Consider the following 11,900-nt stretch of genomic DNA (forward strand, 5'->3'; position numbering starts at 1 on the left):
TGGCGGCGCCCAAGGAAAAGGCCCGGCGGATCGCTCCGCCGGGCCTCATCAGTCTGGGATGCGAAGACGCTTAGTCGCGACGACGACGTCCGCGATCGCCACCGCGATCACCGTCGCGCTTGGGACGACCGCCGGTGTCTTCCGACAGCGGGGCCTCGCCACGCTCGGCGCGCTCGGCGTTGATCTTGTCCGTCAGGTCTTCGCCGGTTTCCTGATCGACGACCTTCATCGACAGCTTGGTCTTGCCGCGGTCGTCGAAGCCCAGGAACTTGACCTTGACCTCCTGGCCTTCCGACAGGACGTCGGCCGGGTTGGCGACGCGTTCCAGAGCGATCTGGGACACGTGGACCAGGCCGTCCTTGGCGCCGAAGAAGTTCACGAAGGCGCCGAAATCGACGACCTTGACGACCTTGCCGGAGTAGATGGTTCCGACTTCCGGCTCCGAGGCGATGGACTGGATCCAGGCCTTGGCGGCGTCGATCTTCTCCTGGTCGTTGGCGGCGACCTTGATGGTGCCGTCATCGCCGATGTCGATCTTGGCGCCGGTCTTCTCGACGATCTCGCGGATGACCTTGCCGCCCGAACCGATGACTTCACGGATCTTGTCGACGGGGATTTTGACCGTTTCGATCTTGGGCGCGTGTTCACCCAGTTCGGCGCGCGGCGCATCCATGGCCTTGGACATTTCGTCCAGGATGTGCAGGCGACCGGCCGAAGCCTGCGTCAGGGCCTGTTCCATGATCTCCTTGGTGATGCCGGCGACCTTGATGTCCATCTGAAGGCTGGTGATGCCTTCCGACGTGCCGGCGACCTTGAAGTCCATGTCGCCCAGGTGGTCTTCGTCACCCAGGATGTCCGACAGGATGGCGAACTCGCCCGACGGCTCCAGGATCAGGCCCATGGCGATGCCCGAGACCGGACGGACCAGCGGCACGCCGGCGTCCATCAGGGCCAGCGACGAACCACAAACCGTGGCCATCGAGGACGAGCCGTTCGACTCGGTGATCTCGGAGACCAGACGGATGGTGTAGGGGAAGTCTTCCTTGGTCGGCAGCATCGGACGGATCGCGCGCCAGGCCAGCTTGCCGTGACCGATTTCGCGACGGCCGGGCGAACCCATGCGGCCCGCTTCACCCACCGAATAGGGGGGGAAGTTGTAGTGCAGCAGGAAGTTCTCTTTGTAGGTGCCCTGCAGGCTGTCGATGTACTGCTCGTCCTCGCCGGTGCCGAGGGTGGCGACGACCAGGGCCTGGGTTTCCCCACGCGTGAACAGGGCCGAACCGTGGGTGCGCGGCAGGACGCCGACTTCCGATACGATGGCGCGGACCTTGTCGAGGGCGCGGCCGTCGACGCGGTGCGCGTTCTCGATGATGTCGCGACGCAGGACCTCGGCTTCGCACTCCTTGAAGGCGGCCGAGAACTTGGAACCGTCGACGCCATCGGGGTTCTCGTCGGTCCTCACCAGCTTGGCGGCGGCGGCTTTCTTGGCCGCGTCGACGCCCGAACGGCGCTCATATTTGCCGGCGTGGGTGTAGGCGCTCTTGATGTCTTCGCCGACCAGCGACTTGATCGAGGCGACGACGTCGGAGTGGTCTTCGGCCTGGAAGTCGAAGGGCTCCTTGGCGGCGTGTTCAGCCAGTTCGATGATGGCGTCGATCACCGGCTGCATGCCCGCATGCGCGAACATCAGGGCCTCGAGCATCTTCTCTTCCGACAGCTCCTTGGCTTCGGATTCGACCATCATCAGGGCGTCTTGCGTGCCGGCGACCACCAGGTCGAGGTCCGAGGACGGGATCAGGTCGATGGCGGGGTTCAGCACCAGCTCGCCGTCGATCAGGCCGACGCGCGCGGCGCCGATGGGGCCCATGAAGGGCACGCCCGAGATGGTCAGGGCGGCCGAGGCGGCGACCATGCCCAGGACGTCGGGGTCGTTTTCCATGTCGTGCTGCAGCACGGTCACGACGACCTGGGTCTCGTTCTTGAAGCCCTTGACGAACAGCGGGCGGATCGGACGGTCGATCAGGCGGGAAACCAGGGTTTCCTTCTCGGACGGACGGCCTTCACGCTTGAAGTAGCCGCCCGGGATCTTGCCGGCGGCGAAGGTCTTTTCCTGGTAGTTGACCGTCAGGGGGAAGAAATCCAGGCCGGGCTTGGGCGCGCGGCCATAGACGACGGTGGCCAGAACCACGGTCTCGCCGTAGGTCGCCAGCACGGCGCCGTCAGCCTGGCGGGCGATGCGGCCCGTTTCCAGGGTCAGCGGGCGGCCGGCCCAGTCGATCGTCTTGCGTTTGATGTCGAACATATTTCGTCTTTCGTATCCCGGACGGCGTATTCCGTGCGGGGTCCCATCATGGGGCGGATGCGTCGGCGTTCAGTCCTTCGATCCAGAGGCCGCCGCGCCATCGCGACGACCGGGAGAGGACCGTCATGGCCCTCGCAGCTGCGCCGGTAAGTCCTGCGGCGCACAGGTCGTATTTTTGTCGTCACGCTTCCCGGGCGGCCAACCGGCAGCCACTTGGCCTGGAAGCGCTTAGTTGCACAACGAGGCGCGGACGTGACCGCCCGCGCCTCGAAAGCGTATTCTACACTGTTCCGACGCCTTAGCGGCGCAGGCCCAGTTTGGAGATGAGCGCCTGGTAGCGACCGGCGTCGACCTTGTTCAGGTGGTCGAGCAGGCGGCGACGTTGCGACACCATCTTCAGAAGGCCACGACGCGAGTGGTTGTCCTTCTTGTGGGTCTTGAAGTGTTCGGTGAGGTTGGCGATGCGTTCCGACAGGATCGCGACCTGAACCTCGGCCGAGCCGGTGTCGCCAGCGGAGCGGGCGTTATCGGCGATGATCTCGTGCTTGCGTTCAGCAGTAACCGACATCGTAGTTCTCCCTTGGTAGCCTACCGCGCTTTCGCGCTACTTGAGGCCGGGTTGGAGTTTCCTGATCAGGCGATCAGGAAAGATTGAAAACGCGGTCGGGTTCTAGCCGGCCGGCCCGCAACTGACAGAGGGCGACGAGGGTCTGGCCCTGAAAGGCTGAAACCGTGCGCGAACCGCCGGTGAGACGATCCTTGAGGGTTTCCACCTGACGGGGGAGCAGAACGATCGGGCGTCCCTGCCGAAGCGAGAAGGCGTCCTGTTCATTCACGGCCAGTTCCGGGATGTCGTCCAGAGCGGTCGCGACGGCAAGCAAGCCTTCCGAGGCGGCGCCCCTATGCACCATTTCCTCCAGAGAATCCAGAGTGACGGCGTTTTGCGTGCTGAACGGCCCCACGCGCTCGCGTCTCAGGGCGCTGACATGACCCTCGGCATCGAGGGCGGCGGCCAGATCGCGGGCCAGCGAGCGGACATAGACGCCCTTGCCGGTGCGGATGGTCAGTTCCACGTGGTCGGCGTCGGGCGCATCCGTCACCTCGGCCGAGTGGATCGTCACCCGGCGGGCCTGAAGCTCGAACTCCACCCCGTCGCGGGCCAGGTCATAGGCGCGGGCGCCGTCCACCTTGATCGCGGAAAAGCGCGGCGGCGTCTGGTCGATCTCGCCGACGAAGGCCGGCAGGGCGGCCTTCACCTGATCGACGGTGGGGCGCACGTCGGAGCGGCCGATGATCTCGCCCTCGCGGTCCACGCTGTCGGTCGAGACGCCCCAGTTGATGGTGAAGCGATAGACCTTCTGCGCCTCCATCATCATCGGCACGGTCTTGGTCGCCTCGCCCAGCGCGATGGGCAGGATGCCGCTGGCCAGCGGGTCGAGTGTTCCGGCGTGACCGGCCTTCTGGGCGTTGAACAGGCGACGGATGCGGCTGACGGCCTCGGTCGATCCCATCTCGAACGGCTTGTCCAGGCAAACCCAGCCGTCGACGATGTCGCCCTTCTTCTTGCGGGCCATCCTCAGATCCTCCCCTGCGAAGCGGGGGAGGGGGACCACGAAGTGGTGGAGGGGGCGGACGCAAGGCCGGTGTCTGGGGTCGCCCCCTCCACCACGCTGCGCGCGGTCCCCCTCCCCCGTGAAGGACGGGAGAGGATCGCCAGCATCAGTCTTCGCCCTCGTCTTCGTCGCGGCGCTCCAGGTCGGCGCGGACGCGGGGGTCGTCGAACAGGCGGTCGATGTGGCTGGCGGCGTCGAAGCTTTCGTCGTGGCGGAAGCGCAGATCGGGGGTGAACTTCATGTCCAGCCGACGGCCCAGCTGGCCGCGCAGGAACTTGGCGTGGGCGTTCAGCGCCTTGATGATCTCGCTCTCGTGCCCGGCTGTCGGCGCGGTCTCCACGCCGGCGCCCAGCGGCTCGACGAAACAGGTGGCGTGCTTCAGGTCAGGCGACAGGCGCACTTCGGTCACGGTGACGGAAACGCCGGCCAGGGCCGGGTCGTGGATATCCTCTTCGCGCAGGATGTCGACCAGGGCGTGACGGATCAGCTCGCCGGCGCGGAGCTGGCGCTGGCTGGGTCCGGCGGGACCGGAGGCGTTGCGGGTGTGTTGCTTGTGGGCCATCGGCCTCTCCTTCTTGTTCGCCCGCTGGGGATCGGACCCGGCCGGATAGGCGAAAGTCGGGCGGTCTAGTCCCGCAGCGGGGGTCTGTCCAGTTTTCGCGCCCGTTCAGCGGCCCGAACCGAGCGCATCACCTCGCCCGAGGTGATGGCCGGCACCGGACGAATGGCGACGCCGCCGGCGTTCAGCACGCCGGCCGTCCAGTGATTGCACAGATGCAGGATGGAGAAGGTCTCGCGGCTGGCGAAGAAGCGCGCGTCGTCGCCGGGCCGCAGGGCTGCGATGCGCGGCCGGCCGTTCGACAGATCGAGCGAGGTCTCCACCCGCGCGGCCAGATGATTGAACGCGGCACGGCTCAGGGTCAGGGCGGCGCTGTCTTCGCCATAGGCCAGCCGCGGATTCTCTCGACGAGGGGCCAGCATCAGCACCGATCGATTGCCGGGATGCAGAAAGGCGCGCGCCCCGTCCGGCAGCCGATCCGAAATCGGGCGCTGATCGACGTAGAATTTCGCATCGCCCCAGCCGATCAAAATCCAGTCGCCGGGCGCCAAGGATTGGACCGCAAGCGCCAGAGGACCGCCGCGGCGTTCCAGCGCGGCGCGCGGTACGGCGATATCGGTGTGAAAGCCGTTGTCGAGCACCTGGATGCCGACCGTATCCGCCGCCCCACGATCCTCCGCGCCCGGCCGGGTCCAGGTCAGAAGCGCGGCGACCAGTCCGGCCAACGCCGCCAGCAACAGGGCTCGCATCATCGGCTGACGTCCAGCACGGCGCACAGGCGGTCGTCGGCCAACAGGGCGCCCGGCGGTGGCCCCTGTCGCACCGGCATCAGGACGAAACCGTCGCGCCGCACGGCCAGGGCCAGCCATCCGACGGGATAACCGGCGCACAGCCGTGTGTCTTCGTCAGCCGTGACGCGCCGCACCTCGATCTGGGCCGTCGGCGGCACGGCCATGGCGTCGGTGAAACTTTTTGAGACGCTGGCCTGCTGATCCGCCTGAACCAGCCGATGGGGCGCCGAGGTCAGGCGGCCGCCCGCGGTCGTGCTCAGCGCGCCACCGTCTATGTCCAGCGCCATGTCGGACTTGGCCGCGGCGTAGCGTCCGGACAGCACGACTTCCCCGACCTCGACCTGTCCGGACGCGCGAGGTCTGGCGGAGGCGTCGGTCGGCGTGATCAAGCGGTTCAGAGCCGGTTCGACCACCAGTGCGCCGAGCATGAACAGAGCAAAGGCGCCCGCGCCGACCGCCGCGATCCATTTCAGCGATGGGACGCCGGATGGCGGGGCGGTCGCGCTCATGCGGCCAATCTAGGGGAACAGGGATTGAGGAATGGTCACCCGCCCCCGAAAGCCCTAGTTGCGGCCGGGCCGGCGGGTCGGATCGCTGAGCTGAAACAGGCGCGCCGACAGGCCGGATGCCGGTTGCAGCGAGGTCAGCTGGGTCCGGGTGCGGGCGCCCTGCGGATCGGTGATGGTCCACTCTTGCAGACGCATCGGATTGCCGGCGAAGGCCAGCACGACCTGACCATCGTTCGGGCGGTTAGAATCCCGCGCCGTGATGGCGAACGCGCCCGAGGCCATCCGGGTCACGCGCTCGATACGCACGCCCTGATCCAGCCGCACATTGCGCGCCAGGAAGGTGGACAGGGGCGTGCGGCCCAGCGGCACCTGCTGGAAATTGTTCAAACGCGGGTCATAGCGTTTGACGTTGTAGCCGTCCGACACCACCAGAAGACCGGCCGGATTGGTGTATTCGAACCGCATCTTGCCGGGACGCTGCAGATAGAAGCGGCCCTGGCGCGTCTGTCCGTTCGGGCCCGTTTCGGTGAAGGTCCCTTGCGCCGAGGTCAGGGCCTGCAGATAGCCCTGCGCCTGTTGCACCACGGCGCGATCCTCGGCCGACAGGTTGGATTGGGCGTGGGCGGCGTCGAAGGCGCCCAGCGCGATCAGGCCAGTCGTCAGGCCGGCGCCCAGCAGCAGGCTGCGGCGGTGCAGATCGGGGGCCGGCAAGGCCAGGGTCTTGGTGCGCGAGGTCATGAAGTTCGTCTCCCGTTCGGGATGGTTGTCGATCCTGCCGTCTTGCCCGGTCGGCTTGGCGTCGGAATGACGCGAGCCTGACCATATTCCGGCGCTGCGATGAAGCCCTGTTCATCGAAATGCTGAAGCTTGGACACGATGGCGGGTCAGACAACGGACATTGGGGAGGACGGTTGCATGGCGTCTCCTCCCCACTTGTGGGGAGGGGGACCGCGCGTAGCGTGGTGGAGGGGGTCTTGAAGGGCCACCGGCGCTCGCAACGATCTGAAGAACCCCTCCGTCACGGCGCGAAGAAGCGCCGCGCCACCTCCCCGCAAAGCAGGGAGGAGACCGGCTATTTTCACATCATCGGCGGCGGGCCGGCCAGGACGTCGCGTTTGCCGGCGTGGTTGGCGGGGCTGACCACGCCTTCCTGTTCCATCCGCTCGATCAGGGAGGCGGCGCGGTTGTAGCCGATCTGGAGGCGGCGCTGGACGTAGCTGGTCGAGGCCTTGCGGTCGCGGGTGACCACGGCCACGGCGCGGTCGTACAGATCGTCGCCCGAGCCGCCGCCGCCCTCGTCCATGGCGCCGTCCGCATCGCCGTCCGGCTCGTCGGTGATCAGGTCCAGATAGTCGGGCTCGGCCTGGGCCTTCAGGTGTTTGCAGACGTCCTCGACTTCCTTGTCGTCCACGAACGGGCCGTGCAGGCGCGTGATCCGCCCGCCGCCGGCCATATAGAGCATGTCGCCCTGGCCCAGCAGCTGTTCGCCGCCCTGTTCGCCCAGGATGGTGCGGCTGTCGATCTTGGAGGTGACCTGGAAGCTGATCCGAGTCGGGAAGTTGGCCTTGATGGTGCCGGTGATGACGTCGACCGACGGGCGCTGGGTCGCCATGATCAGGTGGATGCCGGCGGCGCGGGCCATCTGGGCCAAGCGCTGGACGGCGCCCTCGACGTCCTTGCCGGCGACCAGCATCAGGTCGGCCATCTCGTCCATGACCACGACCAGGAAGGGCAGGGGCTCGGGCCGGATCTTCTCGGACTCGTAGACCGGGCGGCCCTGGTCGTCGAAGCCGGTCTGGACCGTGCGTTCGAAATGCTCGCCCTTGGCCTGGGCTTCGCGGGCGCGCTCGTTGTAGGAGGCGATGTTGCGCACGCCCAGTTTGGACATGCGGCGATAGCGATCCTCCATCTCGCGCACCGTCCACTTCAAGGCGACGACGGCCTTCTTCGGATCGGTCACGACCGGCGCCAGCAGGTGCGGGATGCCGTCATAGACCGACAACTCCAGCATCTTGGGGTCGATCATGATGAAACGGCATTCGGCCGGGCTGTGGCGATACAGGATCGACAGGATCATGGCGTTGACCCCGACCGACTTGCCCGAGCCGGTGGTGCCCGCGATCAGCAGGTGAGGCATGCGCGCCAGGTCGGCGACATAGGGCTCGCCGCCGATGGTCTCGCCCAGGGCGAGCGGCAGCAGGTGGCCCTTCTTGTCGTATTCGGCGCTGGACAGCAGGTCGCGCAGATAGACGGTCTCGCGCTTGGCGTTGGGCAGTTCGATGCCGATGGCGTTACGGCCCTGGACCACCGAGATACGGCAGGCGCGGGCGGACATGGACCGGGCGATGTCGTCGGCCAAGGCGACGACGCGGCCGTGTTTCACGCCGGGGGCGGGAACCAGTTCGTACAGGGTGACGACGGGGCCGGGGCGGATCTGGTCGATCACGCCCCGGACGCCGAACTCCTGCAGCACGCCTTCCAGCATCTTGGCGTTCTGCTTCAGCGAATCCTCGTCCACAGAAGCGATGCGCTGGGCGGGCTTGGTCAGTATGCCCAGCGGCGGCAGGTCGAAGGCGCCTTCGGGCCGTACGAAGTCGAAGGCCTGCTGGTCCACGTCGTCCTTGCGGGCCTTGGGCGCCTTGACCGCGGCGACGCGCGGCTCGACCGGGCGGGCGGCCGACGGGCGGGACGCGGGCTGGACGGCGTCGTCCTCCCACGGCGGCAGGTCGTCATAGGCGGTCTGAGGCGGCTCTTCGGCATAGGTCGGGGCCAGCGGAGGCTCTTCCAGTGGCGCGGCGCGGGGCGCTCGGGCTTTGGCGGGCGCCTTTTCGCGGGCGGCCTGGGGTTTCGGCTGAGGCGGCGCGGGTGCGCGCAGCGACTTGCCCCAGTGCAGGGCGTCCAGGAAATCCATGGCGCGCAGGCCGATGGCGAAACCGACCAGCCACAGCCCAGCGACCAGGAAGACGAGGCCTGCAATGATCCGGCCGCCGGGGATATGCAGGGCGCCGAGGCCGCGCGCCGCCAGGCCCGTCACCGCATCGCCCCACAGACCGCCCAGACCGGCGGCGAGCGGCCAGGCGGCGGGCGCGGCCAGGGCGGCGAGCGCGCTGGACAGCAGCAGCACCCCGCCGGTCGCGGCCAGAGCTTTCAACGGCGTGGGCTTGAGCCTTTGCTGGATCGCATCGCCGACCGCGCGCGCCAGGCCGAAGGCGACCAACAACAGGGCGGCGGGCCAGGCCGCAAGGCCTAGCGACTGCATGAACAGGTCGGCAAACAGGGCGCCGTTGGCCCCCAGCCAGTTGGTCGTCGGCAGGCTGGATGCCGCATTCAAGCTGCCGTCCGCCGGATTCCAAGACACCAGGGCGACCAGCAGCAGGGTCGCCAGCAGAGCCTGCAAGACGCCCCTGAACCGCACCACGAAGGGCGCGTCCCACAGGATGCGGGCGCTGATCCAGGCCTGACGGCCGATGACGAGGGCGGTGGACATGAAGGGTCGAACCTTCCGGCGGCTGACGTTCGACCGCCCTTGTCGCACTCACAGGGTTAAGGGGCTGTTTACCAGCTTGGCCTTGGCGATGGACAAACCGTCCTCTGGACCTTTGGCCGCGACGGCGCGACAAGCCTTCCATGGCAGATACCGAACGCTACGACATCGTCATCGCCGGCGCGGGGCTGACCGGGGCGGCCTTCGCCCTGGCGGCGGGGCAAGGCGGGTTGAAGGTCGTGATGGTCGATCCGCAGCCTTTCAGCGCCCAGTTGGCGCCGACTTTCGACGGGCGTTCGACCGCCGTGGCCTTTTCGACCTTCCGCATGCTGGACGCGCTGGGCCTAGGCGAAACCCTGCGTCCCCACGCCTGTCGGATGGACCATATTCTGGTGACGGACGGGCGTCGGCCGGGCGCGGCCAGCCGGTCCGCCTCGCCCGCCTTCCTGCGCTTCGACGCCGACGAGATCGGTGGACGCACCGGGGGCGAACCGCTGGGCTATATGGTCGAGAACCGTCGCATACGCGCGGCCCTGGCTGAGGCGGTGACGCGCGCGGGGATCGCGGTGCGGGCGCCGGCGACGGTCGTCAGCGTCGCGCCCGATGCGGGCAAGGCGATCGTGACCCTGGCCGATGGATCAACCCTGATCGCGCCCTTGGTCGTCGGCGCCGAGGGGCGAGGCTCGGCCGTGCGTCGCGCCGCCGGGATCGAGACCGTTGGCTGGGGCTATGGCCAGAGCGGCGTTGTGGCCACGGTGCGGCTGGGTCGCGACCACGGCAATGTCGCGCACGAATATTTCCTGCCCAGCGGCCCCTTCGCCATCCTGCCCCTGACCGATCAGCGCGCTAGCCTGGTCTGGACCGAGACGACGCGACGGGGGGAGGCGCTGCGCGACGCCTCGGACGCCGCCTTCCACGCCCATCTGATGCGGCGGTTTGGGGAGTTTCTGGCCGCGCCTGGGCAACCAAGCGCGACGGTCGAGGGCCCGCGCTTCGTCTATCCGCTGTCGCTGAGCCTGGCCGAGAAACTGATCGCGCCGCGCATCGCCCTGATCGGTGACGCCGCGCACGGTGTGCATCCGGTCGCCGGCCAAGGGCTGAACATGGGGCTGAAGGATGCGGCGGCTCTGGCCGAGGTGCTGGCTGAGGCCGCGCGCCTGGGCGAGGACATCGGGTCGGAAACCGTTCTGGAGCGTTACGCCCGCTGGCGCCGGTTCGACAACGCGGCCCTGGCGGCCGGTTTCGACGCCTTTGTGCGTCTGTTTTCTAACGACATCGCGCCGGTGCGTCTGGCGCGCGATTTGGGCATGGCGGCGGTCAACCGCATCGGCCCCCTGCGCCGCGCCTTCATGCAGGAGGCGGGCGGCGCGACGGGCGACTTGCCCCGGCTGTTGCGCGGCGAGGCCGTCGTCTAGTTCAACTGCATCCGCACGCGTTCGAAGGTCGTGAACCGCCGCGCCTCCTCGACGCCGTCCAGACCCTGAGCGCGAGCGAGAGCATCCAGAGAGCCGGCCAGAGCGCCCTGTTTTTCACGCGCCGAGGCGACGTCGAGCCACGGCCGGTGGTCCTCGGGATCCAGAAGAGCGCGACGCAGGGCCGACCGCTCGGCGCCCTCATAATCCCGACCGCGAATGGCGCGGCTGAACAGCACGTTCTGCAGCCGGATCAGTGACTGACGATCCGTCACCGGCGCCATCAGGATGTCCAGCCGATCCGCGACGTGCGGCATCAGACCGGCCCGAAGCGCGCGCCGCGTCAATTCGCTGGGCAGGATCAGCCGCCCCTGGCTGAACGGGTCCAGGGCGACGGGGCCTTCGGGCGTCTCGACGCGAACCATGAAATGGCCGGGAAAATCGACGCCGGCCGCCGTGATGCCGGCCGCGCGCGCCGCGTGCAGATAGAAGACCGCCAGCGCGGCGGACAGGCCGCGCCGACGCTCGGCGACCGCGATGATGTCGGTGTTGTCGGGATGGTCGTAATGGATCAGGTCGCCATTGAGCCGCAGGTCGGCGCACAGGGTTTCGGCCAAGGCCTCGTCGGGCCCTTCGCCGCCGATCCGCTCCTTCAGCCGCTCGCAGGCGTTGTGGGCCAGGGCGCGCACGGGCTCGGGATCGCGCAACGGATGGTCGTGAATGGCGCAGGCGATCGCCGCCTCCAGCAGGGGGAAGGCGTCGTCTTCGGCCTGACCGGCAGCGGTCAGGACGGCCTCGGCCTCCTCGCGCGTCATGCGATCCCCTCGTCAGCGCCTTTCGACGCCACGAAGATGACGTGGAACGCGCCAGGGAGCCAGCGCCACCATATCAATTCTCAAATCCAGACGTTGCAGACCCGGCCGATTGCGCCGGATCGCCTCGCCCGCCGCGATCAGTCGATCGTATTGGACCGGCTTCAGCGCCAGCAGGGCCGCCTCCATCGTCGCACGGCGTTTGACCTCGACGACCGCCAGCACCCGACCGCGACAGACCAGCAGATCGATCTCGCCGGCCCGGCTTTTCAGACGGAACCCCAGCACGCGATAGCCGCTCAGGATCAGCCAGAAGGCCGCGATCCATTCGGCGACATGACCGGACTTGAACGCCGTCCCGCCCTTCGCCTGACGCCACGCCGCCTTGGGGCGACGGACCGGCGCGGGACGAGACAGG

The 11,900-nt window shown here is 68.0% G+C and carries 11 protein-coding genes; 1 reads left to right on the top strand and 10 read right to left on the bottom strand.

All coding sequences use genetic code 11. The annotated features are described in order from the left end of the window. Positions 1-70: 70 nt before the first annotated feature. From pnp to O2K97_RS02215, 8 genes are all read right to left on the bottom strand, one after another. A complete protein-coding gene (gene pnp / locus O2K97_RS02180) occupies positions 71-2,302 on the bottom strand; it encodes a polyribonucleotide nucleotidyltransferase (protein WP_269220263.1) in 2,232 nt (743 codons plus the stop codon). Between the two features lie 298 nt (positions 2,303-2,600). After that, the gene (rpsO, locus tag O2K97_RS02185; RefSeq protein WP_017506665.1) at positions 2,601-2,870 is read right to left on the bottom strand and encodes a 30S ribosomal protein S15; all 270 of its coding nucleotides are present in this window, start codon (positions 2,868-2,870) and stop codon (positions 2,601-2,603) included. 73 nt (positions 2,871-2,943) lie between these two features. Beyond that, positions 2,944-3,876 (bottom strand): tRNA pseudouridine(55) synthase TruB, encoded by a 933-nt coding sequence (truB, locus tag O2K97_RS02190; RefSeq protein WP_269220264.1) that lies wholly within the window; start codon positions 3,874-3,876, stop codon positions 2,944-2,946. 145 nt (positions 3,877-4,021) lie between these two features. Then, the gene (gene rbfA, locus O2K97_RS02195) at positions 4,022-4,477 is read right to left on the bottom strand and encodes a 30S ribosome-binding factor RbfA (protein WP_269220265.1); all 456 of its coding nucleotides are present in this window, start codon (positions 4,475-4,477) and stop codon (positions 4,022-4,024) included. Positions 4,478-4,542: 65 nt separating this feature from the next. Next, positions 4,543-5,226, bottom strand: coding sequence for a DUF2459 domain-containing protein (locus O2K97_RS02200; RefSeq protein ID WP_269220266.1), 684 nt, complete (start codon positions 5,224-5,226; stop codon positions 4,543-4,545). Then, the gene (locus O2K97_RS02205) at positions 5,223-5,774 is read right to left on the bottom strand and encodes a hypothetical protein (RefSeq protein WP_269220267.1); all 552 of its coding nucleotides are present in this window, start codon (positions 5,772-5,774) and stop codon (positions 5,223-5,225) included. Before O2K97_RS02205 ends, O2K97_RS02200 begins: the two co-directional genes overlap by 4 nt. A gap of 54 nt (positions 5,775-5,828) precedes the next feature. Continuing rightward, positions 5,829-6,512: a LolA family protein gene (locus tag O2K97_RS02210; protein ID WP_269220268.1), complete on the bottom strand. Its 684-nt coding sequence runs from the start codon at positions 6,510-6,512 to the stop codon at positions 5,829-5,831. Between the two features lie 340 nt (positions 6,513-6,852). After that, the gene (locus O2K97_RS02215) at positions 6,853-9,261 is read right to left on the bottom strand and encodes an FtsK/SpoIIIE family DNA translocase (RefSeq protein ID WP_269220269.1); all 2,409 of its coding nucleotides are present in this window, start codon (positions 9,259-9,261) and stop codon (positions 6,853-6,855) included. 140 nt (positions 9,262-9,401) lie between these two features. Between O2K97_RS02215 and O2K97_RS02220 the strand changes: the two genes are divergently transcribed. Then, complete coding sequence (locus tag O2K97_RS02220) at positions 9,402-10,673, top strand: UbiH/UbiF/VisC/COQ6 family ubiquinone biosynthesis hydroxylase (protein ID WP_269220270.1); 1,272 nt, start codon at positions 9,402-9,404, stop codon at positions 10,671-10,673. Here the strand turns inward: O2K97_RS02220 and O2K97_RS02225 are convergent. Both O2K97_RS02225 and O2K97_RS02230 read right to left on the bottom strand, forming a co-directional pair. Then, positions 10,670-11,485, bottom strand: a complete 816-nt coding sequence (locus O2K97_RS02225; RefSeq protein ID WP_269220271.1) for a SirB1 family protein — start codon at positions 11,483-11,485, stop codon at positions 10,670-10,672. The genes O2K97_RS02220 and O2K97_RS02225 overlap by 4 nt on opposite strands. A 12-nt stretch (positions 11,486-11,497) precedes the next feature. Beyond that, positions 11,498-11,899, bottom strand: coding sequence for a YraN family protein (locus O2K97_RS02230; RefSeq protein ID WP_269221082.1), 402 nt, complete (start codon positions 11,897-11,899; stop codon positions 11,498-11,500). Between the last annotated feature and the right edge of the window lies 1 nt (position 11,900).

The organism is Brevundimonas vesicularis (genome assembly GCF_027105095.1).
Lineage (GTDB): Bacteria > Pseudomonadota > Alphaproteobacteria > Caulobacterales > Caulobacteraceae > Brevundimonas > Brevundimonas vesicularis_E.

Excerpts from the sequence above, each read along its gene's own strand:
- pnp (WP_269220263.1), bottom strand. The coding sequence starts at position 2,302 with ATGTTCGACATCAAACGCAAGACGATCGACTGGGCCGGCCGCCCGCTG.
- rpsO (WP_017506665.1), bottom strand. The coding sequence starts at position 2,870 with ATGTCGGTTACTGCTGAACGCAAGCACGAGATCATCGCCGATAACGCC.
- truB (WP_269220264.1), bottom strand. The coding sequence starts at position 3,876 with ATGGCCCGCAAGAAGAAGGGCGACATCGTCGACGGCTGGGTTTGCCTG.
- rbfA (WP_269220265.1), bottom strand. The coding sequence starts at position 4,477 with ATGGCCCACAAGCAACACACCCGCAACGCCTCCGGTCCCGCCGGACCC.
- O2K97_RS02200 (WP_269220266.1), bottom strand. The coding sequence starts at position 5,226 with ATGATGCGAGCCCTGTTGCTGGCGGCGTTGGCCGGACTGGTCGCCGCG.
- O2K97_RS02205 (WP_269220267.1), bottom strand. The coding sequence starts at position 5,774 with ATGAGCGCGACCGCCCCGCCATCCGGCGTCCCATCGCTGAAATGGATC.
- O2K97_RS02210 (WP_269220268.1), bottom strand. The coding sequence starts at position 6,512 with ATGACCTCGCGCACCAAGACCCTGGCCTTGCCGGCCCCCGATCTGCAC.
- O2K97_RS02215 (WP_269220269.1), bottom strand. The coding sequence starts at position 9,261 with ATGTCCACCGCCCTCGTCATCGGCCGTCAGGCCTGGATCAGCGCCCGC.
- O2K97_RS02220 (WP_269220270.1), top strand. The coding sequence starts at position 9,402 with ATGGCAGATACCGAACGCTACGACATCGTCATCGCCGGCGCGGGGCTG.
- O2K97_RS02225 (WP_269220271.1), bottom strand. The coding sequence starts at position 11,485 with ATGACGCGCGAGGAGGCCGAGGCCGTCCTGACCGCTGCCGGTCAGGCC.